Origin of the sequence: Nonomuraea sp. NPDC005650 (assembly GCF_040605375.1) — a bacterium.
GTDB lineage: Bacteria > Actinomycetota > Actinomycetes > Streptosporangiales > Streptosporangiaceae > Nonomuraea.
The window spans coordinates 49,650-75,692 of sequence record NZ_JBEXCR010000047.1; the positions used below are offsets into that span (position 1 = coordinate 49,650).

The 26,043-nt window shown below is 71.4% G+C and carries 28 protein-coding genes; 15 read left to right on the forward strand and 13 right to left on the reverse strand.

The window, feature by feature from the left end; all coding sequences use genetic code 11:
- Nucleotides 1-95 precede the first annotated feature (95 nt).
- The 3 genes from ABZS69_RS53075 to ABZS69_RS53085 form a co-directional block, all read right to left on the reverse strand.
- Nucleotides 96-1,313, reverse strand: coding sequence for an acyltransferase (locus ABZS69_RS53075; RefSeq protein WP_355388566.1), 1,218 nt, complete (start codon nucleotides 1,311-1,313; stop codon nucleotides 96-98).
- Between the two features lie 229 nt (nucleotides 1,314-1,542).
- Nucleotides 1,543-2,832 (reverse strand): HAMP domain-containing sensor histidine kinase, encoded by a 1,290-nt coding sequence (locus tag ABZS69_RS53080; RefSeq protein WP_355388567.1) that lies wholly within the window; start codon nucleotides 2,830-2,832, stop codon nucleotides 1,543-1,545.
- Between the two features lie 35 nt (nucleotides 2,833-2,867).
- Nucleotides 2,868-4,730, reverse strand: coding sequence for a glycosyltransferase (locus ABZS69_RS53085; protein ID WP_355388569.1), 1,863 nt, complete (start codon nucleotides 4,728-4,730; stop codon nucleotides 2,868-2,870).
- A gap of 193 nt (nucleotides 4,731-4,923) precedes the next feature.
- Between ABZS69_RS53085 and ABZS69_RS53090 the strand changes: the two genes are divergently transcribed.
- From ABZS69_RS53090 to ABZS69_RS53100, 3 genes are all read left to right on the forward strand, one after another.
- Nucleotides 4,924-5,295, forward strand: a complete 372-nt coding sequence (locus ABZS69_RS53090) for a hypothetical protein (protein ID WP_355388571.1) — start codon at nucleotides 4,924-4,926, stop codon at nucleotides 5,293-5,295.
- 169 nt (nucleotides 5,296-5,464) lie between these two features.
- Complete coding sequence (locus ABZS69_RS53095) at nucleotides 5,465-6,259, forward strand: aldo/keto reductase (RefSeq protein ID WP_355388572.1); 795 nt, start codon at nucleotides 5,465-5,467, stop codon at nucleotides 6,257-6,259.
- 4 nt (nucleotides 6,260-6,263) lie between these two features.
- Nucleotides 6,264-6,965 carry a TetR/AcrR family transcriptional regulator gene (locus ABZS69_RS53100; RefSeq protein ID WP_355388574.1) on the forward strand — a complete coding sequence of 234 codons (702 nt, stop codon included), beginning with the start codon at nucleotides 6,264-6,266 and terminating at the stop codon, nucleotides 6,963-6,965.
- Here the strand turns inward: ABZS69_RS53100 and ABZS69_RS53105 are convergent.
- The 9 genes from ABZS69_RS53105 to ABZS69_RS53145 all read right to left on the reverse strand — a co-directional run bounded on the left by ABZS69_RS53105 (nucleotide 6,888) and on the right by ABZS69_RS53145 (nucleotide 13,022).
- A complete protein-coding gene (locus tag ABZS69_RS53105; RefSeq protein ID WP_355388576.1) occupies nucleotides 6,888-7,166 on the reverse strand; it encodes a cytochrome C oxidase subunit IV family protein in 279 nt (92 codons plus the stop codon). The two genes, ABZS69_RS53100 and ABZS69_RS53105, sit on opposite strands and share 78 nt — an antisense overlap.
- Nucleotides 7,163-7,786 (reverse strand): cytochrome c oxidase subunit 3, encoded by a 624-nt coding sequence (locus ABZS69_RS53110; protein ID WP_355388578.1) that lies wholly within the window; start codon nucleotides 7,784-7,786, stop codon nucleotides 7,163-7,165. Before ABZS69_RS53110 ends, ABZS69_RS53105 begins: the two co-directional genes overlap by 4 nt.
- A 2-nt stretch (nucleotides 7,787-7,788) precedes the next feature.
- The gene (locus tag ABZS69_RS53115; protein WP_355388580.1) at nucleotides 7,789-8,508 is read right to left on the reverse strand and encodes a hypothetical protein; all 720 of its coding nucleotides are present in this window, start codon (nucleotides 8,506-8,508) and stop codon (nucleotides 7,789-7,791) included.
- Nucleotides 8,509-8,604: 96 nt separating this feature from the next.
- Nucleotides 8,605-9,351, reverse strand: a complete 747-nt coding sequence (locus ABZS69_RS53120) for a glucose 1-dehydrogenase (protein ID WP_355388582.1) — start codon at nucleotides 9,349-9,351, stop codon at nucleotides 8,605-8,607.
- A 91-nt stretch (nucleotides 9,352-9,442) separates the two neighbouring features.
- Complete coding sequence (locus ABZS69_RS53125) at nucleotides 9,443-9,640, reverse strand: ferredoxin (protein WP_355388584.1); 198 nt, start codon at nucleotides 9,638-9,640, stop codon at nucleotides 9,443-9,445.
- Nucleotides 9,640-10,860: a cytochrome P450 gene (locus ABZS69_RS53130; protein ID WP_355388586.1), complete on the reverse strand. Its 1,221-nt coding sequence runs from the start codon at nucleotides 10,858-10,860 to the stop codon at nucleotides 9,640-9,642. The genes ABZS69_RS53125 and ABZS69_RS53130 overlap by 1 nt, the downstream gene beginning before the upstream one ends.
- A 184-nt stretch (nucleotides 10,861-11,044) precedes the next feature.
- Nucleotides 11,045-11,353: an iron-sulfur cluster assembly protein gene (locus tag ABZS69_RS53135; RefSeq protein WP_355388588.1), complete on the reverse strand. Its 309-nt coding sequence runs from the start codon at nucleotides 11,351-11,353 to the stop codon at nucleotides 11,045-11,047.
- Nucleotides 11,350-12,420, reverse strand: a complete 1,071-nt coding sequence (locus tag ABZS69_RS53140; RefSeq protein ID WP_355388590.1) for an amidohydrolase family protein — start codon at nucleotides 12,418-12,420, stop codon at nucleotides 11,350-11,352. The genes ABZS69_RS53135 and ABZS69_RS53140 overlap by 4 nt, the downstream gene beginning before the upstream one ends.
- The gene (locus tag ABZS69_RS53145; protein WP_355388695.1) at nucleotides 12,417-13,022 is read right to left on the reverse strand and encodes a TetR/AcrR family transcriptional regulator; all 606 of its coding nucleotides are present in this window, start codon (nucleotides 13,020-13,022) and stop codon (nucleotides 12,417-12,419) included. Before ABZS69_RS53145 ends, ABZS69_RS53140 begins: the two co-directional genes overlap by 4 nt.
- Nucleotides 13,023-13,089: 67 nt before the next feature.
- Here ABZS69_RS53145 and ABZS69_RS53150 point away from each other — a divergent pair, with 67 nt between their 5' ends.
- The 3 genes from ABZS69_RS53150 to ABZS69_RS53160 are packed head-to-tail and all read left to right on the forward strand — an operon-like array spanning nucleotide 13,090 to nucleotide 16,006.
- Nucleotides 13,090-14,646, forward strand: a complete 1,557-nt coding sequence (locus ABZS69_RS53150) for an AMP-binding protein (RefSeq protein ID WP_355388592.1) — start codon at nucleotides 13,090-13,092, stop codon at nucleotides 14,644-14,646.
- A 41-nt stretch (nucleotides 14,647-14,687) separates the two neighbouring features.
- Nucleotides 14,688-15,815 (forward strand): aromatic ring-hydroxylating dioxygenase subunit alpha, encoded by a 1,128-nt coding sequence (locus tag ABZS69_RS53155; RefSeq protein ID WP_355388594.1) that lies wholly within the window; start codon nucleotides 14,688-14,690, stop codon nucleotides 15,813-15,815.
- On the forward strand, nucleotides 15,812-16,006 hold the full coding sequence (locus ABZS69_RS53160) for a ferredoxin (protein ID WP_355388596.1): 195 nt from the start codon (nucleotides 15,812-15,814) through the stop codon (nucleotides 16,004-16,006). Before ABZS69_RS53155 ends, ABZS69_RS53160 begins: the two co-directional genes overlap by 4 nt.
- Nucleotides 16,007-16,031: 25 nt before the next feature.
- Here ABZS69_RS53160 and ABZS69_RS53165 read toward each other — a convergent pair whose 3' ends face one another.
- Nucleotides 16,032-17,168 carry an acyl-CoA dehydrogenase family protein gene (locus tag ABZS69_RS53165; protein ID WP_355388598.1) on the reverse strand — a complete coding sequence of 379 codons (1,137 nt, stop codon included), beginning with the start codon at nucleotides 17,166-17,168 and terminating at the stop codon, nucleotides 16,032-16,034.
- Nucleotides 17,169-17,337: 169 nt separating this feature from the next.
- Between ABZS69_RS53165 and ABZS69_RS53170 the strand changes: the two genes are divergently transcribed.
- The 9 genes from ABZS69_RS53170 to ABZS69_RS53210 are packed head-to-tail and all read left to right on the forward strand — an operon-like array spanning nucleotide 17,338 to nucleotide 26,042.
- Nucleotides 17,338-18,540: a CoA transferase gene (locus ABZS69_RS53170; RefSeq protein WP_355388600.1), complete on the forward strand. Its 1,203-nt coding sequence runs from the start codon at nucleotides 17,338-17,340 to the stop codon at nucleotides 18,538-18,540.
- The gene (locus tag ABZS69_RS53175) at nucleotides 18,537-20,276 is read left to right on the forward strand and encodes an AMP-binding protein (RefSeq protein WP_355388602.1); all 1,740 of its coding nucleotides are present in this window, start codon (nucleotides 18,537-18,539) and stop codon (nucleotides 20,274-20,276) included. The genes ABZS69_RS53170 and ABZS69_RS53175 overlap by 4 nt, the downstream gene beginning before the upstream one ends.
- Nucleotides 20,277-20,317: 41 nt before the next feature.
- Nucleotides 20,318-21,508 (forward strand): FAD-dependent oxidoreductase, encoded by a 1,191-nt coding sequence (locus ABZS69_RS53180; RefSeq protein WP_355388604.1) that lies wholly within the window; start codon nucleotides 20,318-20,320, stop codon nucleotides 21,506-21,508.
- Nucleotides 21,505-21,954 (forward strand): nuclear transport factor 2 family protein, encoded by a 450-nt coding sequence (locus tag ABZS69_RS53185; protein WP_355388606.1) that lies wholly within the window; start codon nucleotides 21,505-21,507, stop codon nucleotides 21,952-21,954. Before ABZS69_RS53180 ends, ABZS69_RS53185 begins: the two co-directional genes overlap by 4 nt.
- Before the next feature lie 34 nt (nucleotides 21,955-21,988).
- The gene (locus tag ABZS69_RS53190; protein ID WP_355388608.1) at nucleotides 21,989-22,744 is read left to right on the forward strand and encodes an enoyl-CoA hydratase/isomerase family protein; all 756 of its coding nucleotides are present in this window, start codon (nucleotides 21,989-21,991) and stop codon (nucleotides 22,742-22,744) included.
- Nucleotides 22,741-23,280, forward strand: coding sequence for a MaoC/PaaZ C-terminal domain-containing protein (locus ABZS69_RS53195; protein WP_355388610.1), 540 nt, complete (start codon nucleotides 22,741-22,743; stop codon nucleotides 23,278-23,280). Before ABZS69_RS53190 ends, ABZS69_RS53195 begins: the two co-directional genes overlap by 4 nt.
- The gene (locus ABZS69_RS53200) at nucleotides 23,273-24,460 is read left to right on the forward strand and encodes a thiolase family protein (RefSeq protein WP_355388612.1); all 1,188 of its coding nucleotides are present in this window, start codon (nucleotides 23,273-23,275) and stop codon (nucleotides 24,458-24,460) included. The genes ABZS69_RS53195 and ABZS69_RS53200 overlap by 8 nt, the downstream gene beginning before the upstream one ends.
- On the forward strand, nucleotides 24,457-24,870 hold the full coding sequence (locus ABZS69_RS53205; protein WP_355388614.1) for an OB-fold domain-containing protein: 414 nt from the start codon (nucleotides 24,457-24,459) through the stop codon (nucleotides 24,868-24,870). Before ABZS69_RS53200 ends, ABZS69_RS53205 begins: the two co-directional genes overlap by 4 nt.
- Nucleotides 24,867-26,042, forward strand: coding sequence for a thiolase family protein (locus ABZS69_RS53210; RefSeq protein WP_355388616.1), 1,176 nt, complete (start codon nucleotides 24,867-24,869; stop codon nucleotides 26,040-26,042). Before ABZS69_RS53205 ends, ABZS69_RS53210 begins: the two co-directional genes overlap by 4 nt.
- The last annotated feature ends 1 nt before the right edge of the window (nucleotide 26,043 follow it).

Consider the following 26,043-nt stretch of genomic DNA (forward strand, 5'->3'; position numbering starts at 1 on the left):
TCCTCCACAGGTCCAGCCACTCCGTTCTTCGCTCCCGGTACCGCTTATAGATCGATAACGCAGGCAAAGCTGCCTTTAGTTCCCATTTGGTGCATTTAACACTTAGCGAGATCTGTCCGTCCGCCGACCGCACCGGAGCGCCGCCCGGCCAGCCGGCGTCCGACGCGCTGCAGGGGCAGTTCGAGATACCGGTGGCTGAGCCAGCTGCCCGGCAGCAGCACCACGAGGAAGACCGCGCCGATGCCGAGCTGCGCGGGCAGGGGCGACCAGCGCATCTCCCCCACCAGTTGCATGATGACGAGCAGGATCGGCAGGTGTACCAGGTAGAGGGAGTAGCTGATCGTGCCCAGCCAGACCAGGAGGGCGGGCACCCGGCGGCCGCGCCAGGCCATGGCGGCCGCGAAGGTGGCACCCGCCAGGACGATGGTCAGGCTCCACACGTCCGGCTGCACCCACCACCAGCCGGCGTTGACCGCCCAGAGCGGAATCGAGGCCACCAGCACGGCGGCGGCGAGCACCGGCCAGAGCGGCCCCTCGCCCCGCTCCCACCTGCGAATCGCCGTGCCGGCGAACATGACGGCGAGAATCGCCGCGCCGAACCACGGGACGCGACTGCTCGACAGCACCAGGGCCAGCGCCATCACGCCCAGGGCGCAGGCCGCGACCGTCCGCGCACGTCCCGAGATCACGCAGGTCAAGCCGACGACGAACGCGGCGAACGACAGCCAGACCGGCCACGCGCCCGACACCGGCGCGCCGGACAGCCCGACGCCCGCGACCAGGGCGATCAGCGCGAGCACGACCGGGAGCAGCCCGCGACGGTCGCGCACCCCGGTCACGAACAGCGCGACGACCAGCAGGTAGAAGACCATCTCGTACGAGAGCGTCCACATGGTGTTCAGCACGCCGGCCACGCCCACCGCGTCCATCAGCATCGTGGCGTGCGCGGCCACCGAGGACGCGTCCCTGGGCACCTCCTGGCGAACGGGGATCCACCATGACAGGGCCAGCGTCAGGCCGATGGCCGCGAGATAGAGCGGATAGAGGCGGAAGACGCGGCCGATCCAGAAGGCCCGCACATCGCCGTGCCGTTCGAGCGAGGTGGGGATGATGTATCCGCTGACCAGGAAGAAGACCAGGACGCCGTATATGCCCAGGTTGAACGCGGTGGGGCGTAACCAGGGCATGGCCCAGGTCGTCAGATGCTCCCCCACGACCGCGAGCGCTCCTACGCCGCGCAACGCGTCCAGCCAGGCGAGTCTGGAAGGCGTCGTCCGCGCGGCGTGAGGGGGTTGAGGAGGAGCAGTGACCATATGTCCGAACCTATCGGAGTCGTGATCCTCAGGCCGACGCTTCGTCCCGCGGGCCGGCTGGACGGCCTCGTAGTGGCCGGGCACCTTGCACGTGGCGAGGGCATGCCGGATCCGGGGCCGTGAAGGGGTCGGTGTGGGGCGGCGGAGCGGGGACGGCGCAGCCCGTACCATCGGGCGCATGCTGGATCTGGGGCTGCCCGACGTGGACGGGGTGAGCGGGTGATCCCGTCTACTCTTCGTGGCCTGGCAGCAGCAGGCTGAACAGCGGTGGTCCGGCCCGGCTGAGCACCAGCCTGCCGCCTTCGGCCTCGGCCAGCGAGCGGGCCAGGGCGAGGCCGATGCCGTGGCTGTCGCCGCTGGACCTGACGAACGGGTCGACGCCCTCGGCCACGCCCGTCCCGTGATCGCCCACCTCGATGGCCAGCCCGGGGCCCACGTCGGAGACCGTGACCGCGACCTCCCCCTGACCGTGACGTACCGCGTTGTCGATGAGCACGCGCAGGATCTGCCGGACGGCCGCGGGCTGGGCCGTCGCCGGCGGCAGCTCCGGCTCCACGGTGATGGTCAGGCGGCGGCCCTGCTCGGCCAGCGGGCCGTGCCACTCCTGCCGGATCTCCTCCATCAGTGCGCCGACGTCGAGGTGCTCGGCCGGCACGCGGCTGTCGCGGCTGAGCCGTACGAGATCGTCGATCACCTCCTGCAGCCGCTCGCCCCTGGCCAGCGCCGCCCGGACCGCCGGAGTCAGGTCCGCGCCGGGGCGGGACAGGGCGGATTCCAGGCCGAGCAGCAGGCCGGTCAGGCCGGTGCGGAGCTGGTGGGAGACGTCGGCGCTAAAGGCCCGCTCGCGGGACAGCACGGCCCCGAGGCGGCGGGCGGTCGTCTCCAGGGCCTGCCCGGCCTGGTCGGCCTCGCGCAGCCCTGAAGGGGAGGCGCGGACGCTGAAGTCGCCCCCGCCGAGGGCCTGCGCCGCGGTGGTGAGCCGCTCGAGCGGCGCGGCGAGCCTGGCCGACTGGCGCACGGCCGCGCCCGCGGCCAGCGCGATCACGGTCACCGCGAGCCCGCCCAGGAGCAGCCACGCCTTGTGGACGCGCTCGTCGACCTCCGAGTTCGGCGTCGCCACCCGGATGACCAGGGCGGTGCCCTCGTCGGAGGGAACCGGCGCGGACACGGCCAGGAAACCGCCCTCGACCGCGTCGTGGACGCGCCCGTCCTTGCTGGAGACGGCCAGGCCGGAGTGCGCGGGGCCGTCGCCGAACAGCCGGGCGCCGGCCACGCTGTAGCCGCCGACGGCCAGCTCGCCCGGCAGGCCCGTCGGCAGCTTCAACGGCGTCCGCGGCTCGTCGGGCACGGCGGCGGCGACCCAGGCGGCGTCGCGTTGCAGGGCCGCCACGGTCTGGTCGTGGAAGAGCAGGCTCACCGCGACCGCCAGCGGCACCAGGAAGAGCGCGACGGCCAGGGCGGTCACGCTCACGATCACCACCAGCACCCGCCGCCGCAGCGGCACGCCCTGCGCTGTCACCCCTCCAGAGTGGCAGACGCAAGGTAAACGCCCCGCTAACCCGCCCTTGAGGGGCGCACCGGGCGGATCGCGAGCGGCGTGGGCGTACCTGGCGGTGCTGCCTCAAGCTCGGCCAGCAGCTCGGTCCAGCGGCGGCCGACGAGCCCCGGGTCGTACCGCTTGGCGGTGTGCAGCGCGGCCGTGCCCATCGTGTGGCGCCCGTCCTCGTCGTCGATGAGGAGCCCGATCGCCGCGGCCAGGGCGTCGACGTCTCGCCGGGGGACGAGGAGCCCGTCGTGGCCGTGGGTGATGATCTCGCCGGGGCCGTGCGGGCAGTCGAAGGCGACCACGGGCACGCCCTTGCTCAGCGCCTCCAGGATGGTCATCGGGAACCCCTCGCGGCGGGAGCTGAGCACGAAGATCGAGGCGTCGTCGAGTTCGGCGCCGATGTCGCGGGAGGGGCCGGGCAGCTCGACCGAGCAGCCCAGGTCGAGTTCGCCGGCCAGTTTGAGCAGGCGGGCGCGCTCGGGTCCTGAGCCGACGATGCGCAGCGTCCAGCCGGGGTGGGTGGCGCCGGCGCGTTGCCAGGCGCGTAGCAGCAGGTCGAAGCCTTTGACCTTGGTCAGGCGGCCGATCGCGATGACGGTCTTGGCGTTCAGGGGAGCATGGCCGCCGGTGAGTGGCGGCGTGGCGTTGGGGATGCGCAGCAGGTGTCGTGGCGCGCGGGGGCCCAGGGCGGCGTGGTAGGCGCTCAGGTCGGCCTCGGTCAGGGTGACGAGGGCGTCGAGCCTGCCGTACCTGCGGGCGATCATTTCGCGGACGGAGGGGTGGTGCGAGCCGAAGCCGGTGTGCTCCTGCCCGATCGTGATCACGCCGGGCGGGGCCAGCAGGGCGGCGGCCAGGTTGAGTCCGGGGCGGGTGGTGATCAGGACGCCGGTGCGCAGGCCGCGCAGGAAGCGCAGCAAGGCGAGGTCGGTACGCAGGTCGAACTTGTCGTAGGCGGCCTCCTGCCGGGGGATGAGCCTGCTGCGGAACAGGGCGCCGCGGGGCCGGCGGTCCGTGCGGCCGTCGCGCAGGAAGGTGACGCGAACGCCGGGCGGCACCTCGAAGAAGGGCTTGTCCCTGGTCCTGGTGACGCTGACGATCTCCACGTCGTGCTGGGCCGCCAGCGTGCCGGCGAGGTTGAAGACGGTCCTGATCGTACCGCCCATGCCGTGCGCGTGCAGCAGCAGGATCTTCACCTGCCGGGTGTCGCGCGGCCCGGCCCGGCGCGCCCTGCGGCGGTTGTCCGCGTGCAGCAGGGACAGTCCGACTCTTCGCGCGTTGAGGACGAGGTGGATGGCGGCCGGGGCCAGGATGAGCGAGCCCAGCGTGTCGGTGGGATAGTGCGCCCCGAGATAGACCCTCGCGGCCATCTGACCCGCCACCAGGACGCCGCCCGCCGCCACGACGAACCAGAAGCACCTGGTCTTCCTGGCCAGCAGCGCGACGGCGATCATGATCGACAGGGTCAGGCACACGTGACCGCTGGGGAAGCTGTTGGGACCCAGCTCCCGTACCAGGGCGTGGACCTCCGGGGGCCGGGGGCGGGCGACGATGACCTTGACCAGCGCGCTCACGCCCCACCCCGCGGCGATCACCAGCAGCACGCCGACGGCGGCGCGGGTCCGTCCCGACACGGCGACGCCCACGACGAGGAGGGCGGCCAGGATCGTGCCCCCGAGGTTGCCGAACCCCACGTTCAGGACCTGCGCCACGGCGGTCGGCCACGGGCCGCGCAGCGATTGCACCGCCTGGCTCACGCTCGTGTCCGCCGCGGTCCACGCGGGCGTGCGCGCGGCGAAGCCGACGACCACCCCCAGGCCCAGGAACGCGACGGAGACCGGCACCGGGACTGCCGTTCTGCTGCCTGATCTCATGAACGAACGGTACGGAAAAATTTCATAACGCCGGCTCATCACTCGGTTAGCGCGGCGCTAACCTTTACGCCACGCGGGGCGGGGTTTCGGATGAGGATTAACCTCGCGTTGTGGCTGGCCGAACCTGCCGCTGTCCCACGTTTCCGCAGACTGACGTGGTCAGTACGACGTCAATGCATCGGAGATATTTTCAATGCGTAAGTCTGTGATCATCCCCGGACTGGCCGCCGTGGCCGTCCTCGTGGCGGGCGGCGGAGCTGCCGCGTTCGCCTCCGCCACCGGCCAGAGCCCCGCCCCCGCCTCCGTCCAGGCCCCCGCGAACGAGACCGCCGCCCCCCAGGAGAGCGCGGAGCCGAACGAGGGCACCAAGGAAGACGAGCAGGGCCAGAAGGCCGAGGCCGAAGACGGCAACGACGACCAGGGCGGCGAGCAGGCCGAGGCTGAGGACGGCAACGACGACCAGGGTCAGGAGGCCGGCGCCGAGGCCCAGGAGGGCAAGGGCCAGGCGGGCGACCAGAACGAGCAGGAGGGCAAGGGCGACGCCGCCGAGCCCGAGGACGGCTGAGGGCTCAGCCGAGCGCCGGGCACCCCGAGACTCACCGCGCTCGGGTGCCCGGCTCAGCCGTGCGCGGACGACCGCGGCACCCCCTGCCCGAAAGGTTGAACCCGCGTCGAGCGCGCCCTAATGTGATAGCTTTTCACAATGTGAACGACCATCACATCGAGGAGCGGGGATGGAAGCGCGCAGGCTGGGCAGGACCGACATCGAGATCAGCCCCATCGGCTTGGGCTGCATGCAGTTCGCGGGCACGGCGAACTACACGCGCCTGATCATCAATCCCATCGGCCAGGAGACGGCCACCTCGGTCGTGCGGGCCGCCCTCGACGGCGGGGTCACCTGGTTCGACACCGCCGAGATGTACGGCCGGGGGCAGTCGGAGCAGGCCCTGGCCGCCGCGCTGGACGAGTGCGGCATCGCCCCCGGCCAGGTCACCGTCGCGACGAAATGGACGCCGCACCTGCGCACCGCGGCCAGCATCACCAGGACCATCGGCGAGCGCCTGGCCCGCCTGCGCGGTCACCCAGTCGGCCTGCACCAGATTCACATGCCCATGGGCAGCCTGTCGAGCATCCCCGCCCAGCTCAAAGCCATGGCGCAGCTCGTCCGGTCGGGCCGGATCCGCGCGGTCGGCGTCAGCAACTTCTCCGCCCGCCAGATGGTGCTCGCCCACCGCGCGCTGGCCAGGTCCGCGCCGCCGGCGCGGCGCCTGTTCAGCCGGAACGTGCTCAGCGCCCAGGGGCTCGCGCGCACCCGGCCGCTGATCGAGGCCATGCGGCGGATCGGCGACGGGCACGGCGCCACGATCTCCCAGGTGGCGCTCAACTGGCTGATCACCCGCTATGGCGACACCGTCGTGGCCATCCCCGGCGCGTCCAAGCCGCGGCAGGCGGCGGAGGCGGCGGGAGCCATGGGGTTCGCGCTGACGGACGCGGAGCGCGGAACGCTGGATGAGCTGTCGCTAACCTGATCTCGTGCCACCCAGCAAACGACCCACGCGACGACGCAGTTACCACCACGGCGACCTGCGGGCCGCGCTCATCGACACGGCGCTGGAGCTCATCGCCGAGCAGGGGGTCCAGGCGTTCTCGATGGCGGAGGCGAGCCGGCGGCTCGGCGTCGCGGTGAGCGCCCCCTACCGGCATTTCGCCGACCGTGACGAGTTGCTGCTCGCGGTGGGGGCACGCGCGGGAGAGCTGCTGGTGGCGGCAGTGACCGCGGAGCGCGGCGGCAGCGCGCCGGAGGATCGGCTGGTGGCGGTGGCCAGGGGATACGTGAGGTTCGCCGCGCGGCACCGGGCGCTGTTCGAGGTGCTGTTCGGCTCCTGGTCACCCGAGATGGAGCGGGCCTCGCAGCCGGTCAAGGAGGCGTTCCAGTCGGGGTCGATGGCCCTGGCGGGTGGTGACCCGGTGGCCGCCGAGTCGCTCGGGATGGCCGTGGCCGCCACCGCGCACGGGCACGCGGGGCTGCTGCACCTGGGCGCGTTCGGCACCGGCGAGCAGGCCGTGGACAGGGCCGTGCGGCACGCGGCCGCCGCCACGCTCGCGCTGATCGCCGGCCGCGCCCGGCTCACGCCCTCCGGAGACTCGGCGACGGCTTCAGCCGCCGCCGACGACGAACATCGTCACGAGGGCCGCGCACACCACGACCGTCCACCCGCCGAACAGGAGGCGTAGCGTTCGAGGGGCCTGTCCCAGCTCCATGAAGTACCGTCCGACGAGGTAGACCTTGGCGAACGCGACCGCGAGCACGACCACGGTGGCGAGCCGCCGGGCCCCGTGACCGTCCCCGAGATACCAGGAGACCGCGGTCGCGCCCATGAGGACGAGCCAGGCGACCACCGCCCGGTTCGTGCCGCTCGAAGCCAATCTCGTCACCTCATCAGGTAGAGCAGGGCGAACAGCACGATCCACAGCAGGTCGATGAGATGCCAGTAGCAGGCTCCGGCCTCGAGGTTGCGCAGATCCCTTGTTCCCAGGGCGGGCTTGCGGGCGATCAAGTACATGATCGCCAACGCGACCATGCCGAGCAGCAGGTGCAGCAGGTGGATGCCGGTGAAGACGAAGTAGTACATGTAGAAGCTGTTCGTCGACGGCGTATGCCCGGCTCCGAGCTCGCCGGAGTACTCCAGGAACTTGTTGACGACGAAGCCGGCACCGCAGAGCAAGGTCATGAGGATCAGTCGCGAGCCGCGGCCGGAAGCTCCCTGGCGCGACGCGTTCAGGCCCAGCGCGACGAACAACGAGCCGGTCAGGAGCAGGAAGGTGTTCGCCGCGCCGAATGTCAGGTTCATGTGCTCACGGGCCTGCTCGAAGAGTGCGGCGTTCCGCGACCGCTCGTGGACGAACACCCCGAAGAACAGCGCGAAGATGAGCAGGTCTCCGAAGATGAAGACCCAGATGCCGATCTCGCCCGGTACGTGGCCGGGCTCCCGAAGGCGCCGCCGGGGCGCCCTCGGGGGCTTGGAGGCGAACGGATCCGCCGGCCAGGCTTTCATGATCATGAATCGGCGGCCGGCTCTTGCTCGTGGACGAAGCCGCTGCGGACGTTCCGCATCGACAGGTAGCTGAAGTACAGCACCCAGATCCCGAAGACGACGAACGGCACCCACAGGCACACCACCCCGGTCCAGCCGAACGGTCCCTCCTTGAAGAACCAGACCGTGCCGCCCGGGATGAAGCACACGCCGGCCCAGATGCTGAAGTAGCCCGTCCACCGGGGGAACACCGGAGCGTCGGTCCTGTCCAGCAGGATGTTCAGCCCGAGCGCGACGGCCCAGATCGTGAACGGCATCCAGGTGCCGAGCAGGATGATGTACGCCGCGTCGTTGAACGCCTGCGTGATCTCCGGCGACACCTCGCCGGCCCGGAAGGCGGCGGTCGCCCACAGGCCGCAGTTCACGACGATCTGTGCGGTGCCCGCCGCCATGCAGGTCAGCTGGACGTACGTCAGCGCCGGGAAGAGCCCCTCCTTGCGGCGCGTCTGGACGGCCATGCAGACCCCCCAGACGCCCATCAGCGCGTACGCCAGGCACGAGAAGACGAGACCGACCCGAATGGCGGTGGCGTTCTCCTGGTAATACCGCGCGACCTGCTGAGCGGAATCGCTCGGGTGGATCGCGGGCGGGAAGTATCTGGCCAGCCAGACGCTCCCGATCAGGAACAGGACCACCATGGCCGGGCCGCACCACGCGATGAGCAGCTGCGAGTTGCGGCTCATGCTGCGACGGTCGATTTGATCCGGTGTGACGGATCCTGCGGAGGTCGGGGCTAAATCGGCGGCGCTCACGAGGTTCTCCTTCCCCAGGTCTTCTCGTTACTGTGCGGTCAGCGCTCCGTCGATGACGTGCTCCTGACCGGTGATGTACGACGAGTCGTCGGAGGCGAGGAACAGCACCAGGCTGGAGACCTCGTCCGGGTCGGCCATGCGCCGCAGCGGGACCTGATCGGTGATGCCGCCGCCGTCCTCGTCGGTGGCCGCGACCATCATCGGCGTCTTGATGTAACCCGGATGCACCGAGTTGACCCGGATGTTGTCGGGGCCGCATTCGACGGCGACGTGCTTGGTCATGCCCCGGGAGGCGAACTTGCTGCCCACGTAGGCCAGGTTCGGCGAGCCGACGATGGACACGATGCCGGCGATGGAGGAGATGTTGACGATCGAGCCGCCGCCGGCCCTGCGCATCGACGGGATGACCGTCCGCATGCCGTAGAACTGGGAGTGCTGGTTGACCGCGCACACCTTGAGGTACTCGGCCTCGTCGAGCTCGGCGGTCCCGGAGATCGGGCCGAGGATCCCGGCGTTGTTCACCAGGATCGTCACCGTGCCGAAGGCGCTTTCGGCCTGCCGCAGCATTTCCTGCCACTCGGCCGGCGAGGTGACGTCGTGCCGGATGAACAGCGCGTCGTCCCCGAGCTCCTTGGCGATCAGCCGGCCGCGCTCCTCGTTGACGTCGGTCAGCACGACCTTCGCCCCCTCGGCGACGAACCGCCGCGCGTGCGCCTCGCCCATGCCCTGCGCGGCGCCGGTGATGACGGCCACCTTGCCATCGAGCTTGCCCATGTTGTGCCTCTCCTTGCTGGATCACGGACCGCCGCGTTCGGGGCGGCCCCTTTTCTGTCGTTGCAGGCGGCGTGCGCCGCGTGCCCGGCGGTCAGGCGTGAACGGTGATGGCCCGTTCAGGACAGCCGCGGGCCCCGGTGGCGGCGGCCGGCTCCCGGCCGGCGGGAACCTCGACGGGCTCGTCGAGATGGAGGTTGAACCCGTCGTCGTCGGACTCGTAGACCTCCGGCGCGATCAGGTAGCAGCGGCCGTGCCCGGAGCAGAGCGACCCGTCAACCGCGTACTTCATCAGAGCGCGCTCTCCCGGCGGCCGGGCCCGAACACCAGCGGGAGGTTGTTCATCGCGCGGGTGAGACCGGTGGTGTAGGTGATCTCGGCGCCCGGCTTCAGCGCGAAGTCCGGGACGCGCCGCAGGAGCTCCCGCATGACGACCTTGCCCTCGATCCGGGCCAGGTGGGAGCCGATGCAGCGGTGGGGGCCGAACCCGAACGCGGCGTTCACCGGGAGGTCCCGGTCGATGTCCACCTGCTTCGGGTTCTCGTAGGCCCGGGGGTCCCGGCAGGCGGCGGCGTAGTTCAGCATCACCCAGTCGCCCTTCTTGAAGGTGTGCCCGCCGACCTCGACCTCCTCCCTGACCGTACGCCCGAGGGCCACGACGGGCGCGTACACCCGGACGAACTCCTCGATCGCCCGCTCGTGCAGAGCCGGATCCGCGGCCAGGCGGGCCCGGTCGTCCGGGTGCGTGGCGAGGTGGTAGGTCATGCCGGCGAGCAGGTAGGTGGTCGTACCCAGGCCGCCGGCCAGGAGGTCGGTGACGACGCTGACCTTGTGCTGCCACGGGCACGGCTCACCGCCGTCGAGCTCCACCCCCTTGAGCACGGCGTCGACGAAGTCGCCCCGCGGCTCCTCCCCCAGACGGCGCTCCAGGTACGCGTTGATGTAGCCCAGCGCCGTGCCCCAGCCCTGCGCGCGGCCTTCGAGCGGGCCGAACAGCGCCTCGTCGATCGCCTTGATCAGCGGCGGCAGGTCGTCGAGCGGCACGCCCATGTAGCTGGAGAAGAAGACGCGGCCCGGCAGCGTGGCGGCGAAGTCCGCGACGAAGTCGCACTCCCCACGCTCGATGAACTGGTCGATCAGGTGATTGGTGTGCTCGCGGATCGACTCCTCGTAGGAGCGCACGGCACGCGGGCTGAAGTAGCCGTTCAGGGCGCTGCGCCACCGGTTGTGGTACGGCGGGTCGGACTCCTCGGGGTACATGAACGGCATTCCCTCGGGACGGTTCGGCTGAAAGCCCTCGGCGCTGCTGAAGGTCTCCCAGTTCTGGCCGACCGTGCGGACGTCCTCCTGCCGGTTGACGACGTAGTAGCCGTGCCCGACGTTGCTCCTCGCGACGGGGCAGTGCTGCACCAGATCGTCGATGACCTCGACGAAGTCGTCGTTGAACTCCGGGGAGTCGAGGTCGAAGTCGTGGAAGTGGTCTCGGGTCGAGTGTGGTTGAGTCGCGGTCACGAGAAGCCCTCCGTGGGGGTGTGGCGGGTGTCACACGCTCGAAACAAATGTTTGTCTAGGCCCATGGTCGTGTCAATAGAGGGCGGGCGATTTGGGTCCACGGAAGGCTCCGATGGAGCGTTGACCTGCTCTTACGCAGGCAAGAGCGGTGGCTTCCGACACCACGCCACTCGCGTTATAACAATCAGTTGTTTGTTTGTAGCCGGTCAGGAGTCCACAGGGTAGTCGTGGACGCCGCGACCTCGACGGCCTCGACCCCGGGCAGCTCGCGCAGGACGTCGACGATGTAGCGGCGCAGGCCGGTGAAGTGCACGCACGACGAATCCGTCAGCACGAGCTCGACCCGGACCCGGCCGTCCGCGCACTCGACCTTGTCCACCAGCCCCATCCGGCAGATGTCCAGCGGCACGCGCATGAGAACCCCGCAGGGCTCGGGGATCTCGCTCAACCGGGCGCGGATCGTCTCCTCCGACGGCATCGCCACGACGCTCACCGCCCGCTCGCGACGCGGAGCCGGCTCCACGGCCCGGGTCCGGCCGCCCGCCGCGCGGCGAACTCGTCGGCCGCCGCCCGCCCGCGTACCTCGTCCTCGTCGAGCCCGAGCAGCCGCAACGCGTTGCCGCCGAGGATCTTCTTCCGGTCGGCGGCGGTCAGCTGCGCGATGCCGTGCTCCGCCAGCACGCGCTCGGGGAACTCGTACCCGTCGAACGCGGCGAGCAGCGGCGCGGGGTGGCTGAGGTTGGCGCCGCTCGCGTACAGGAGCTGGTCGGCGCCGGCCGCGCCGATGAGCGTGGCGAGGATCTTGGCGAACGCGTCCGGGCGGACCACCGCGTAGGCGAACACCGACTCCAGCGTGGCGTACAGGTTGCGGTGGCGGGCCAGCAGCTCCGCCGTCCTGTCCAGAAACGCCGCACCGGCATGCACGATCTGGAACGTGAGCTCGGGAAAGCGCGCCGGCGCGGCCTCCAGGTCGTCCACGTCGAACGCGCCGCGCGGCGCCGGCGGCAGCCAGAGCGCCTTGTGCACGGCCACGTGGCGGACGCCGAGGTCGCGCGCCGCCTCCAGCAACGGGGTGGCGAAGTCGGGCCCGTCGATCCGCCAGCCCTCTCCCCTGCCGCCGTAGAAGAACGCGGGGTAGAGCTTCAGCCCGTCCACGCCGAACTCGCGCACCTGCCGCTCCAACTGGGCGATCGCCGCGTCGGTCACCGGGGTGTCGACGGTGGCGTACAGCCGGAACCGGTCCGGGTGGCGGTCGCGGAACGCCGCGGCCCGCTCCGGGTCGGTCACGTGCCCCTTCGCGAAGCCGAGGTTCGGCAGCGCGTGGATGACGGCCAGGTCGACCGGGCTCTCCACGAACAGCGCCTCCGCGACGGCTTCGTACGGGAAGTCCGAGAAGAACTCCTCCCGGCTGAGCTGGAAGTCCCGGTGCTCCTCGCCGGTGGCGAGCAGGTGCGCGGCGTACACCGACTCCAGCTGCTCGCGGCCGAGCGGGTCCTGGTTGGCGGGCGCGAGGTTGTACGGATGCACCACCGCGTCCACCACGACACCGTCGTCGATCATCCATCCTCCTGTGGGTCGGCGCGGATCAGCGGCCCGTTCAGCAGGGCGTCCGCGAGCTTCTCGCCGATCTCGTCCGCCGTCGCGGGACCCTGGGGCGAGAACCACTCCGGCGTCCAGTTGAGGGCCCCGAGCAGCCCGAACACGACCATCCGCGGGTCGAGGCCGGGGGCGAAGACCCCGGCGCGAACCCCGTCCCGCAGCGTCTCGGTGAAGAACCGCTCGTACCGGGCGCGTTTGTCCAGCAGGCGCGCCCGGTTCTCGGCGCCCAGGAAGCGCCACTGGTGGAACACGATCAGCGTCCGCTCGGGGTTCTCCGCGACGACCCGGACGTGCGCCTTGATCGCCTCCCGCAGCAGGACCCGGGGATCGTCGCTGGTCGCGCGCACCTCTTCGAGCACCTGGTTGAAGTGGTCGACGCCGCCCTCGATGATGGCGAACAGCAACGACTCCTTGCTGACGATGTGCGCGTACAGGCTGCCCGGGAGCATCCCCACGGCCTTGGCGATGTCGCGCATGGAGGTGCCGGTGTAGCCCCGTTCGCCGAACAGGCGCGTCGCCTCCCGGAAGATCGTCGCGTACCCGTCGGACGCCTGCTCCGCCATCTCGTGCACAAACAAATGTTTGTATAGTCCATTCGCGGGTGTCAATATGAGACGGGAGTGAGCGCCAATGAAGCATGCGAGCGCGACCACCGCGGCGCAGATCCTCTGGGCCGGAGCCGAGCTCTTCGCGGACCGGGCCTGCGTGACCGACCTCGACGCGGCGCACGCCGGCGAGACCTTCAGCTACGAGGCCGTGGCGGCCAGGGCAGCGGCCACCGGGGGCGCGCTGCGCGCGCTCGGCCTGCGGCGCGGCGACCGCGTGGCCATCCTCCTGCACAACAGCCAGGCGTACGTCGACGTCTTCCTGGGTGCGCTGGCGGCCGGACTGATCGTCGTCCCGCTCAACGTCCGGCTCACCCGGGAGGACTACCTGCACATGCTGACCGACTCCGGGTCGCGGGTGCTCGTCACCACGTCCGAGTTCGGCGCGCGGCTCCCCCGGGACGGGGAGGTCCACGGCCTCACGGTCCTGCTCGCCGACGCCTCGCCGAACGATCTCGCGGCGGGCGCGGCCCCCCTTCCCGGGCCCGAGCCGGGCGAGGAGAGCGAGGTCGCCAGCCTCATGTACACGTCGGGGACGACCGGCTCGCCGAAGGCGGTCATGCTCACGCACGCCTCGTGGCGCAGCGTCGCCGACACGGCCATCGAGGTGCTCGGGTTCACCGACGGGGAGGTGACGCTGCACGTCGCGCCGCTGACGCACGGCGCGGGCTTCCTCTTCCTGCCGACGCTGACGACCGGCGGCCACAACCTGCTGTGCCGCTCCTTCGACGCGGCCCGCACCGCCGCGCTGCTCGGCGGGCACGGCGTCACCGGGATGTTCGTCGTCCCGTCGATGATCAGGATGCTGCTGGACGCCGTGCCCGCCGGTTTCACGGCCCCGCCGGCCTTCCGCCGCCTGTACTACGCGGGCTCCCCCATCGACCCGTTGACGTTGCGCGAGGCGACCGCGGCGTTCGGCGGGCGCGTCGTCCAGTCGTTCGCGCAGATGGAGTCGCCCATGTTCGTCACAGTGCTCGACCAGGAGGACCACCGCCGCGCGCTCACCGACCCCGGCCTGCCTCTGGTGCGCTCGGCGGGCAGAGTCCTGCCCGGCGTCGAGCTCCGCGTCGCCGCGGACGACGGCACGCCGCTGCCCGCCGGCGAGCCCGGGGAGATCCTGGCCCGGGCCCCGCAGACGATGGCGGGCTACTGGAACCGGCCCGAGGCCACGGCCGCGGCGCTGCGGGACGGCTGGCTGCACACCGGCGATGTCGGCTACCTGGACGAAGAGGGCTACCTCTTCCTGGTGGACCGCAAGAAGGACATGATCGTCACCGGCGGCTCCAACGTCTACGCGCGGGAGGTCGAGGAGGTCCTGCTCGCGCTGCCCGGCGTGCGCGAGGCGGCCGTCGTCGGGCTGCCGCACCGCGTCTGGGGCGAGGCGGTGACCGCCGTGCTCGTCGCCGACGGCACTCCGCGCGACGAGAAGGAGATCATCGCGGACTGCCGCGGGAGGCTCGCCGGCTACCGCGTTCCCAAACGGGTCGTGTGGGTGGACGAGCTGCCCCGCAACGCCTACGGCAAGGTGCTCAAGCGACGGCTGCGCGACGAGCTCATTGACACTCCGGACGGCCAGAGCTAGCTTAAAACAAATGCTTGTTTGTTACGGAGGAGTGGGCACCTATGACTCAGACGAGATCGGGCACCGAGCTGACTCCAGCCGAGAAGCAGTATCCCTTGCCGCCGAGCCTGCTCGGCAAGTCCGTCTACACCGACCCCGACCGCTACCGGCGCGAGCTCACCGAGATCTTCCACCACGCGTGGTTCCCCGTGCATCCCTCGTCGGACGTGGCCAGCCCGCGCGACTACGTCGTCTGGGACCAGCTCGGGCAGTCGGTCGTGATCACCAGGCTCCCCGACGGCACGGTCAGCTCCTGGCACAACGTGTGCCAGCACCGTGGCGCCCGGCTGGTGAACGGCTCGGGCAACTGCGGCAACGCCCGCTTCACCTGCCCGTGGCACGGCTTCGTGTACGGGCTGGACGGCGTGGTCGGCAGCGTGCCGCTGCGCGGCAGTTTCGACGCGGCCGAACTGGACGGCCTGCGCGCGCCCGCGGTCCGGAACGAGGAGTGGGGCGGGTGGATCTGGCTCTGCTTCTCCGATGACGTGCCACCACTGAGCGAGTACCTGGGCGAGATCGGCGACGAGCTCGCCGGATACGGGCTGGCCGGATTCACCACCAAATTCCGCACGTCCGTGCTGCTCAAGGCCAACTGGAAGGTCGTCGTCGACGCGTTCAACGAGACCTGGCACGTGCCCTTCACGCACAGGGACACGCTCGCCGGGCTCGTCATGTGGCGGGACGCCGTTCTCCGGATCGCGCCGCCGCACACCTGGATGACCGTGCCGATCCGCGGGTTCACCGACAAGGCGCTCCACAACGGCGACCACCGCGCCTCGCACCTGTGCCACTACCTGGCGTTCCCCAACACGATCTTCAGTTGCTTCCCCACCCACCTGCAGATGTGGAGCGCGTGGCCGGTCTCGGTCGGCGAGACGCTGCTGTGCGCGTACGAGGTGGTCGGCCCGCCGCCGGACGGCATGCCGGCGGAGAAGTGGGAGCGCCACAACCAGCGGGACTGGGACCAGTTCCTCGAAGTGCTCGCGGAGGACTCCGTGGTCATCGACGACTTCGCCACCGTGATCGGCTCGCTGGGCTTCACCCGGAACATGTTCAACACGGCAGAGAGCCGGCTGACCTCCTTCCACGAGGAGATCGCGAAACGCCTCGGAGAGGGAGCGCCACGATGACCACGATCAAGGTGGACCGCTCGACCTGTCAGGGGTACGGCAACTGCGTGCTCGCCCTGGCGCCGGTCTTCGACCTCGACGAGGAGGGGCTCGTCGTGCTCAGGCGCGACGACGTCGGGCCGGGCGAGCTGGACGGGTTGCGGCGGGCAGCCTACGACTGCCCGACCGACTCCATCACGTTCGCCGAGTAGCCGGGGCGGGTGGCACCCGCCCCGGCTACAGGCCCATCTCCTTGGCGATGATGCCGCGCTGGATCTCGTTGGCGCCGCCGCCGACCATGGCGTGCTTGGCCTCGCGGAAATAGCGCTCCATGTCGTACTCGGGCAGCTGGGCGTATCCCCCCAGGGCCTGCATGCCGTTGAACGAGGTCTTGAACGCGGTGTCGGCGGCGAACACCTTCGCCATCGACACCTCCTTGAGCGCGCGCTCGCCGCGGGCCATCTTCGTCGCCGCGTTGTAGACCAGCAGCCGCGCCGCCTCGACCTCGCACTCGTTCTCCGCCATCCGATGCTTGAGCACCTGGAAGGAGGACAGCGGCCGGCCGAACTGGGTCCGGTCCTTGGTGTACCGGATGGTGTCGTCCAGCGCGGTACGCGCGTTGCCGACGTAGGACGCCGCCAGGCTCAGCCGCTCGTACTCCAGGTGCTCGCCGATGTAGGCCCACCCGGTGCCCGGCTCGCCGATGATGTTCTCCCTCGGCACGCGGACGTCGGTCAGGAAGATCTCGGTGGTGCCCAGGCTGCGGCGGACGATCGTGTTCAGCTTCCGGATGTCCACGCCCGGCGCCGTGTTCGGCACCAGGATGAGGCTCAGGCCCTTGTGCTTGTCCGGGCCGGTCCTGGCCAGCACGGTGATGACCGTGTCCGGGAGGTGGGCCCCGGAGCAGAAGACCTTGTTGCCGTTGAGCACCCACTCGGCGCCGTCCAGGACCGCCTTCGTCTGCAGGCCCGCGGCATCCGACCCGGCGCCCGGCTCGGTGATGGAGATGCTGAACTTCGTGCGGCCCTGCAGGAACCCCGGCAGGTACGCCTCCCGCTGCTCCCCGGTGCCGTGGTTGGCGATGTTGGTCGCGGTGAACATCGAGGTCATCACCGCCGCGGCGAAGTCGAGGCTGTACTTCGCGATGGCCTCGCAGAAGATCGCGTACATGACCGGGTCGGCGTCCAGACCGCCGTACTCCTCGGGGATCAGCAGGCCGAGCCAGCCGCGGTCGGCGATCTTCCGGTACGCCTCGTCCGGGAACTCGCGGGACTCGTCGTGCTTGCGGATGTACTCCCGGCCTACCTCGCGCTCCATGAAGGTGTGCAGCGTATCGCTCCACAACTGCTGTTCTTCGGTGAACCGGAAGTCCATCCTCGGCCCCTTCGCCTGTCGTCTCACGCGGTCATGCCCGCGGCGCGCGGGCCGTGGCCTCCACGCTAGCCCCGGACCTCCGCGCATAACAAGTGTTTGTTTTCACAGCGCGATCGTCTATGGTGAGGCACGAGCACTGGCGGTCACCTCACTGTCCCGGAGCCGCACCGTGACCCTTGAACGCACCTACCACGACCTTCGTGTCCTGGATCTCAGCGAGAACATCGCGGGCCCGCTGGCGTGCATGATCCTCGGCGACCTCGGCGCCGACGTGGTCAAGGTCGAGCGCCCGTACACCGGCGAGGCCACCAGGGACCTTCCGCCCCGGTGGGACGGCGAGAGCACGGTCTTCCTCGCCATGAACAGGAACAAGCGCAGCGTCGCCCTCGACCTCCGGACGCCGGAGGGCCGTGCGGCGGTGCTGCGCGTGGCCCGCGACGTCGACGTCGTCGTGGAGTCCTTCCGCCCGGGCGTGGCGGACCGGCTGGGGCTCGGGTTCGAGCACTTCCGTCAGGTGAGCCCGAGCGTGGTGCACTGTTCGGTGAGCGCCTTCGGCGAGCGTCCGCTCGGTCACGACCGGCCCGGCTACGACGCCCTCATCCAGGCGTTCACCGGCATCATGGCGATGACCGGCGAGGAGGGCGGGGGCCCGGCCAGAGCGGCACCCTCGATCGTGGACATCTCGACCGGGCTGTGGGCCACCGTCTCGATCCAGGCCGCGCTCGCCCGGCGCGCCGACGGTCACGCCGCGCACCTGCGCGCGAGCCTGGTGGACAGCGGGTTCTTCCTGCTGTCCCACCAGATCATGGGTTACCTGGCCACCGGCGCGTTCCCCGGCCGGCTGGGCTCCGCCGCGCCGAGCACCGCGCCGTACGAGGCGTTCCGCACGGCCGACGGGTCGATCATGGTCGCGGCCGCGACCGACCGGTTGTTCGCGCGGCTGTGCGCCGCGCTCGAACTCGGCCACCTCGTGAGCGACGACCGGTTCCGCACGGTGGCGGACCGCGTCGCGAACCGGTCCGCGCTGGGCGAGATCGTGGAAAGGCGGCTCCGCACGGCGGGTTCTGAGCACTGGCTGGAGCTCATCACGGCGGCGGGCGTGCCGGCGGGGCCGGTCAACGACCTCGCCGCCGCGCTGGCCCACCCCGTGACCGCCGAGCGGGGCATCGTCCGGGATGCCCTCGACGGGCGGATACCAGGGCTGAAGCAGATCCGGCTGCCCATCGACGAGCACGCCCGGTGCGCGATGCGCCAGCCCCCGGCGCTGGGCGCGCACACCGAAGAGGTCCTCGCCGAAGCCGGCCTCTCCGCGGCCGAGATCGGCCGACTCGTTGCACCGACGGTGATGGAAAGGACGGCGCGACAGGGATGAGCAGCGTTTCCCCCGCCGCACGACGAGAGGCGCTCGAGGCCCGGCATCCGGTGTGGGTGCCGCGCACGACCGCCCAGCAGCTCGACGTGACCGCGGCCGCGTTCCCCGACCGGCCCGCGATCCTCGGCGAGCGCGGCTACACGTACGCCGAGCTGCGGGACCGGACGATCCGGCTGGCCGCCGGGCTGATCGCGGCCGGCGTGGAGCCCGGCGACCACGTGGCCGTCGACCTGGCGAACTTCCCGGAGGCCGTCGCGCTCAAGTACGCGGTGGCCCGCGTCGGGGCGGTGTCGGTGTCGATCAACTTCCTGCTGCGCCACGAGGAGCTGCGTTACGTGCTGAGCCAGTCGGACTCCACCGTGCTGATCACGATGGACCGGTTCCGGGACCTCGACTACCTCGACGCGCTCGACCGGATCGCGCCCGGCTGGGAGCTCGCCGGCGGCGGCGCGGACCTGCCCCGGCTGCGGGCGGTCTTCGTCATGGGCACGGAGGGCCCGCCCGCTCGCGGGAGTTCCCTGGCGGACCTCGTCGCCCTGGGCGCGTCCGTGCCGGACGAGGCGGTGCTGCGGCGCACCTCGGCCGCCGACCCGTACGCCGACTCCGACCTGCTCTACACCTCCGGCACGACCGGGAAGGCCAAGGGGGTGCTGCTGCGGCACGACGCCGTCCTGCGGACCGCGTACGCCAGCGCGTACACCCGTGCCTTCCAGGACGGGCGGCGCATCCTGTTCGCCCTGCCGATCTACCACGTCTTCGGCTACGTCGAGGCCACCCTCGCCGCGCTGTTCGTCGGGGGCGCGATCTGCCCCCATACGGTGTTCGACGCCGACCGGATGCTCGGGGACGTGTCGGCGCACCGGATCGACGAGCTGATCTGCGTGCCCGCGATGACCTCGGTCGTGCTGGACAGGGCGCGCTCCGGCGGCTACGACCTGAGCTCGCTCACCACGATGTTCTCCTCGGGCGCGGCCCACCACCCGGCCATGTGGCAGGAGATGCTGGACGTGCTGGGCGTCGACGAGCTGTTCACCGCGTACGGGCAGACCGAGACGACCGCGTCCACCCTGTGCACGCGGCCCGGCGACCCGCTCGACCGGCTGCTGGGGACCAACGGGTGCGTCAAGCCGGCCGGCGTGGCCGGCGAGCCGGACCTCGGCGGCGCGCTCGGCGTCTACCGCGTCATCGACCCGGACACCGGTGCCGAGCTGCCCCTCGGCGAGATCGGTGAGCTGGTGGTGCGGGGGCCGCTGGTGACCGAGGGCTACTACGACATGCCGGAGGAGACTGCCGCAGCGTTCACCGCCGACGGCTGGTTGCGCACCGGCGACCTCGGCCGGTTCGACGAGCGGGGCTACCTGGTGCTCACCGGGCGCCGCAAGGAGTCCTACCGGTGCGGCGGCGAGCTCGTCATCCCGGGCGAGGTCGAGGCGGTGCTCGCCGAGCACCCCGCCGTGCTCGCCGCGCACGTGGTGGGCATCCCGCACGAGCGCATGGGCGAGGTGGGCTGCGCGTGGATCGTCGCGGCGACCGCGGAACCACCCGACCCTGAGGAGCTCATCGCCTTCTGCAAGCAGCGGCTCGCGCGCTTCAAGGTGCCGGCCTCGGTCCTGTTCGCCGAGGCGGAGGAACTGCCGACCACGGTCACCGGGCGGGTCCAGAAGTTCCAGCTCGCCGAGCGCGCGGTGCTCGAACTCCGCGCCCCGGTGGCGGTCACCCCGGCGGCCCACACGTGAGCGGCCCACACGTGAGCGGCTCGCAGGTGAGCGGCCCACACGTGAGCGATCCGCACGTGAGCGGCCCGCACGTCGTCATCGCCGGGGGTGGCCTCGCCGCGGTCCGGACCGCGCAGGCCCTGCGCGACCTCGGCCACCGCGGCCGCGTCACCCTCGTGTCCGAGGAGTCCGCCGAACCCTACGACCGGCCGCCGCTGTCCAAGGAGTACCTGCTCGGCACGCGCGGCGCCGATGACCTCCGCCTGGCCGCCCCGGACGAGTACGCCCGCCAGGACATCGAGCTCGTGCTCGGCCGCGCGGCCGTCGGCCTGGACCCGCGTACCCGGACGCTGACGCTCGCCGACGGCGGCGAGATCGGCTACGACCGGCTGGTCGTCGCCACCGGCGCCCGGCCGCGCCGGCTCCCGAGCCTGCCGGAATCCCGCAGGGTGCACTACCTGCGGACCGCCGCGGACTCCCGGCGGCTGGCCGGCGCGCTCACCGGCGGCGCGCGGGTGGCCGTGATCGGCGCCGGGTTCATCGGCCTGGAGGTGGCCTGCGCGGCCCGGCTGCGGGGCTGCCGCGTCACCGTCGTTGAGGCCGCCGCGCAGCCGATGGCGCCGATCATCGGCGCCGGGCCGGCGGACTGGCTACGACGCCGGCACGCCGAACGCGGCCTGGAGTTCCGCTGCGGCACCACGGTCGGCAGGAGCGAGGAGCGGCCCGACGCGCAGGTCCTGTTCCTCGACGACGGCACGGTCGTCGAGGCGGACGTCGTGGTCGTCGGCGTCGGAGTCGTCCGCGACACCGCCTGGCTGGCCGGCGCCGGGCTCGAGACCCACCACGGCCTGGTCTGCGACGGGAGCGGGCGCACCTCGGCCGCGGACGTCTTCGGGGCGGGGGACGTCGTCTGCCGGCACGCGGCGGGACGGTGCCGCCCGGCGGGCCACTGGACCGCCGCGTCCGACGGCGCGGCCCAGGTCGCCGCGGCGCTCCTCGGCGTGCCGCCCCCCGACCTAGGCGAGGACGGGTTCTTCTGGTCCGACCAGGCGGACCTGCGGCTCCAGTTCGCCGGCGAGGCTCCCCCGACGGCGACGGCGACGGTCGTGTCCGGCGACTTCGACAGCGGGAGGTTCGTCGTCCACTACACCGAGGGCGACCTGCTGACCGGGGTCTTCGCCGTCAACGCGCCACGCGACTTCCTCCGCGGACGGCTCGCCCTCCGCTCGGCTTCCAGACAGGCGCGGACATGACATCGACGACGCCCCGGCTCACCTGCGAACAACGGCAGGAGATCACCGACCTCTACGCGCGGTACTCCCATGCCTTCGACGAGGGCCGGGCCGACGAGCTCGCGGCGCTGTTCACCGAGGACGGCGTCTTCGAGCGCGAGGGCGCCGCCCCCGTCGCCGGCAGGGACGGCCTCGCCGCGCTCGTCCGGGCGACGGCCGGGCGTGCGCCCGGAATGCGGCACCTCGTCAGCAACATCCTCATCGTGGCGACCGGGACGGGCGCCGTGGGGCAGGCGTACGCGCTCGCCCTGGTCGTGGGCGACACCGACCTGCGGCTGGCGACCTTCGGCCGCTACGACGACGAGTTCGCGCCCACGCCGGAGGGCTGGCGGCTGCGCGTCCGGCGGTTCACGCCGTTCGTCCCCGCGGTGTTGGCGAACGCCGTCCTTGCTGTTACCGTGTCCTGAAACAACTGTTTGTTTTTGGCGGAGGGTGCCCCCAATGGCCAGGATCAATCCGTCGCTCGACGAGTACTCCAAGAGGTATGAGAACGTCCGTCTCGAACGCGAGGACGGCGTTCTCCAGGTAACCGTGCACACCGACGGCGGCAGTCTCGTGTGGACCAGCCAGGCGCACGACGAGCTCGCGTACGCGTTCACCGACATCGCCTGCGACCCGGAGAACAAGGTCGTGCTGCTGACCGGCGCGGGCGACGCCTTCTGCGCGGAGATCGACTTCTCCAGCTTCAACCTCGGCACCGCCGCCGACTGGGCGCACATCATGTTCGAGGGCCAGCGGCTGCTCACGAACCTGATGAACATCGAGGTGCCGGTCGTGGCCGCGATCAACGGGCCCGCACTGATCCACCCCGAGATCGCGATCCTGTCCGACATCATCGTCGCGGCGGACACGGTCAGGTTCAAGGACGGCCCGCACTTCCCGTCCGGCATCGTGCCCGGCGACGGCGCCCACCTCGCCTGGACCCATGTGCTGGGCTCGACCCGCGGCCGCTACTTCCTGCTGACCGGCCAGGAGCTGAACGCCCGGCAGGCCCTGGACTACGGCGTGGTGAACGAGGTCGTCCCCGCCGGCCAGGTGCTCGCCCGGGCCCGCGAACTCGCCGCCGGCATCGCCGCGAAACCCGAGCTGGCCCGCCGGTACGCGCGCGCGGTGCTCACCCGCGAGATCAAGCGGCTCATCCACGACCAGCTCGGGTACGGGCTGGCGCACGAGGCACTGGCGGCGTTGAGCCTGTGACCGCCACCTTCAACCGGCTCCGGCGCCACTTCGAGGACTTCTCCGTCGGCGACACCGTCCTCTCCCCAGGCCGGACGGTCGACATCTCGGACATCTCCGCGTTCGCCGGCCTCACCGGGGATCACTACCCCCTCCACGTCGACGAGGAGTACGGCCGCGGCACCCGCTTCGGCGGCCGGATCGCCCACGGCCCGCTCACCTTCAGCCTGGCCGTGGGCCAGGTCGCCCTGTCGGGGTTCCTCGGAGACGCGATCGTGGCGTTCCTCGAATGCCAGAACATGCGAGCGCTGGCGCCGGTGTTCCCCGGCGACACCATCCGCGTGCGGGTCGAGGTCGCCGCGGCCGAGGGCGGCAAGCCCAAGTACGGCGTGCTCCGGCTCGACTACACGGTCCTGAACCAGAAGGACGAGGAGGTCATGCGCTTCCGCATGGTGCTGCTCGCGCGGCGCGGAGAGCCCGGCCCCGGAGAGCCCGGCCTGCGAGAGGCCGGCCTGGGAGAGCCCTGCCCCCCAGAAAAGGGAGATCCTGGTGAGTGACGCTGACGAGGCCGCGTTCATCGGCGTCGGCGAGCTGCCGTCGGGCCGCTACCCGGACCGGCCGTTCATGGGCTCGCTGGTCGACGTCGCCGTGGCGGCGGTGCGGGACGCGGGCGTGTCGATGGCCGACATCGACACCATCCTGCTCATCCCCTGCCTGCACTCCCCGGCCGACCAGGCCGACCTGGTGTTCTCCCGCGTGGTCGAAGAGCTGGGGCTGAGCGGCCGCGCCAAGGCGAGCTACATGATCCATTCGGGCGGGTCGACGAGCGACAACACGATGCGCACCGCCGCCGGGCTGATCGCGAGCGGGCACGCCCGCAACATCCTGGTCCTCCAGGCGGAGAAATGGGGCTCGGCGCCGGTCAACGAGATGATCGACATGCTCACCGCGAACGGCATCCCCCGCGAGTGGGAGAAGCCGTCCGGGCTGTCGTTCAACGCGGTCGGCGCGCTCATCACCAACCGCTACCTGGCCGCGAGCGGCTCCACCGCCGCCCAGATGGCGTCGGTGTGCGTCGCGCTGCGCAAGTGGGCCAGGCTCAACCCGAACGCGATGTACAGGGACAGGCCGCTGACGGTCGAGCAGGTCCTCGCGTCCAAGATGGTCTCCGATCCGCTGCACGCGCTGGAGTGCCCGATGCTGGCCGACGGCGCGGTCGGCTTCGTGCTGACGAGCGCCGCCCTGGCGCGGCGCTCGCACGACCGGTGGGTGCGCATCGCCGGATCCGGCGGCTGCGTGTCCCACTACAGCATCGGCCAGGAGCGCGACCTCGCCGTGCTCGGCTGGCCGAAGGCCGCGGCGGAGGCGTACGAGCAGGCGGGCTGGGGGCCGGACGACGCCGACCTCGCCGAGGTGTACGACTCCTATCCCGCCGTGCTCACCATCGCGATGGAGGGCCTCGGGCTGGCCAAGCCCGGCGAGGCGGCCAGGACGTTCGCCGCGGGCGACCACTCCCCCGGCGGCCGGCTGCCCGTCAACACCAACGGCGGCCTGCTCTCCGCGGGCCACACCGGTGTCGGCGGCGGCACGGCGTTGCTGGCCGAGGCCGTTCGCCAGCTACTGGGCAGGGCGGGGCCGGAGCGGCAGGTGGCCGGCGCGGAGCGGGCGGTCTGCGGCGGCTCGGGCGGGACCTACATGGACAGCCAGGTGCTCCTGCTGAAAGGGGTGACACGATGAGCGATCCGGGCATGGAGCCGCTCACCCGTCCCTACTATGACGCGCTCGGCCGCGGTGAGCTGGTCATTCAGCACTGCAACGGCTGCGGTCGCGACAACATGTACCCACGCCATCGCTGCCCCTTCTGCTATGAGGCCGATCTCGGATGGGTGCGGGCGTCCGGCACGGGAGTGCTGCACAGCTTCGCGGTGACCCGGTTCGGGGCGCCGGCCGGCTTCGAGTCGGAGACCCCGTACGCGCTCGGGGTCGTCAAGCTCGCCGAGGGCGTGCAGGTGCTGGGCCGGCTGTGGCCGGACGAGGACGGCGGATGGGGCGCCTACGGCTGCGACGCGCGGGTGCGCTTCCGGCCGGCGTCCCAGGACGAGATCGCCCGGCGGCCGGTGCCGTGGTTCGCGGCGGTGCACCGGTGAGCAAAGTGCTGATCGCCGGCGTCGGCATGATCCCCTTCGGGCGGGACGTACGGCGCAGCGAGCGGATGATGGTCGAGGCCGTCACGGAGCTGGCGCTCAAGGACGCCGGTGTGACCGCGTCCGAGGTGCAACGGGTGTTCCTGGCCAACGCCGCGGCCGGGCTGGTGTCCGGGCAGGAGATGATCCGCGGCCAGGTCGCGTTGCAGTCCACGGGTCTGGCCGGCGTGCCGCTGGTGAACGTGGAGAACGCCTGCGCCTCCAGCAGCTCGGCCGCGGCCCTGGCGTTCGAGGCGGTGCTGGCGGGCCGGTGCGACCTCGCGATCGTCATCGGGGTCGAGAAGCTGTCGCACGAGGACAAGTCCCGGACGTTCGATGCGTTGCGGGGAGCCACCGACGTCGACGCGTCCTCCCGCCCCGAACCGGACAAACCGGCCTCGAACTCGGTGTTCGTGAACGTCTACGCGGAGGAGGCCAGGCGCTATCTCGCCGAGTACGACGCCGTCATCGAGGACTTCGCGGCCGTCGCGGTGAAGAACCGCGGGCACGCCGCCCTCAACCCGCTCGCCCAGTACCGGACGCCGCAGACGATCGAGGAGGTCCTGCACGGCCGGATGGTCGTCGACCCGCTGACCCTGCCCATGTGCTCGCCCACCACCGATGGCGCCGCCGCGCTGGTGCTGTGCTCGGAGGACTACGCCCGCCGCTCCGGCATCGGCGGGTGCGAGATCCGGGCGACGCGCCTGGCCGCCGGGCGCGGCCAGGGCTCCCAGCCGGTCGCGACGGCCGCGGCCGCCGCGTTCGAGGACGCGGGCCTGGGGATCGACGACCTCGACGTGCTCGAACTGCACGACGCGGCGGCGCCCGCCGAGATCCTCCAGTACGCCGAGATCGGGCTGTGCGCCCCGGGCGAGGGGCACCTGCTCGTACGGTCCGGCGCCACCGCGCTCGGCGGCCGGCTGCCCGTCAACGTGAGCGGCGGGCTGATGAGCCGGGGCCACCCGATCGGCGCCACCGGCTGCGCGCAGCTGGTGGAGATCTACGACCAGCTCACCGGCCGGGCCGGGCGCAGGCAGGTCACGGGCGCCCGGGTCGGCATGGCCGTCAACGCGGGCGGCTGGCTCGCGGGCGCGTACGCGGCGTGCGTCGCCAGCATCCTCGTGAAGGCGGGATGAG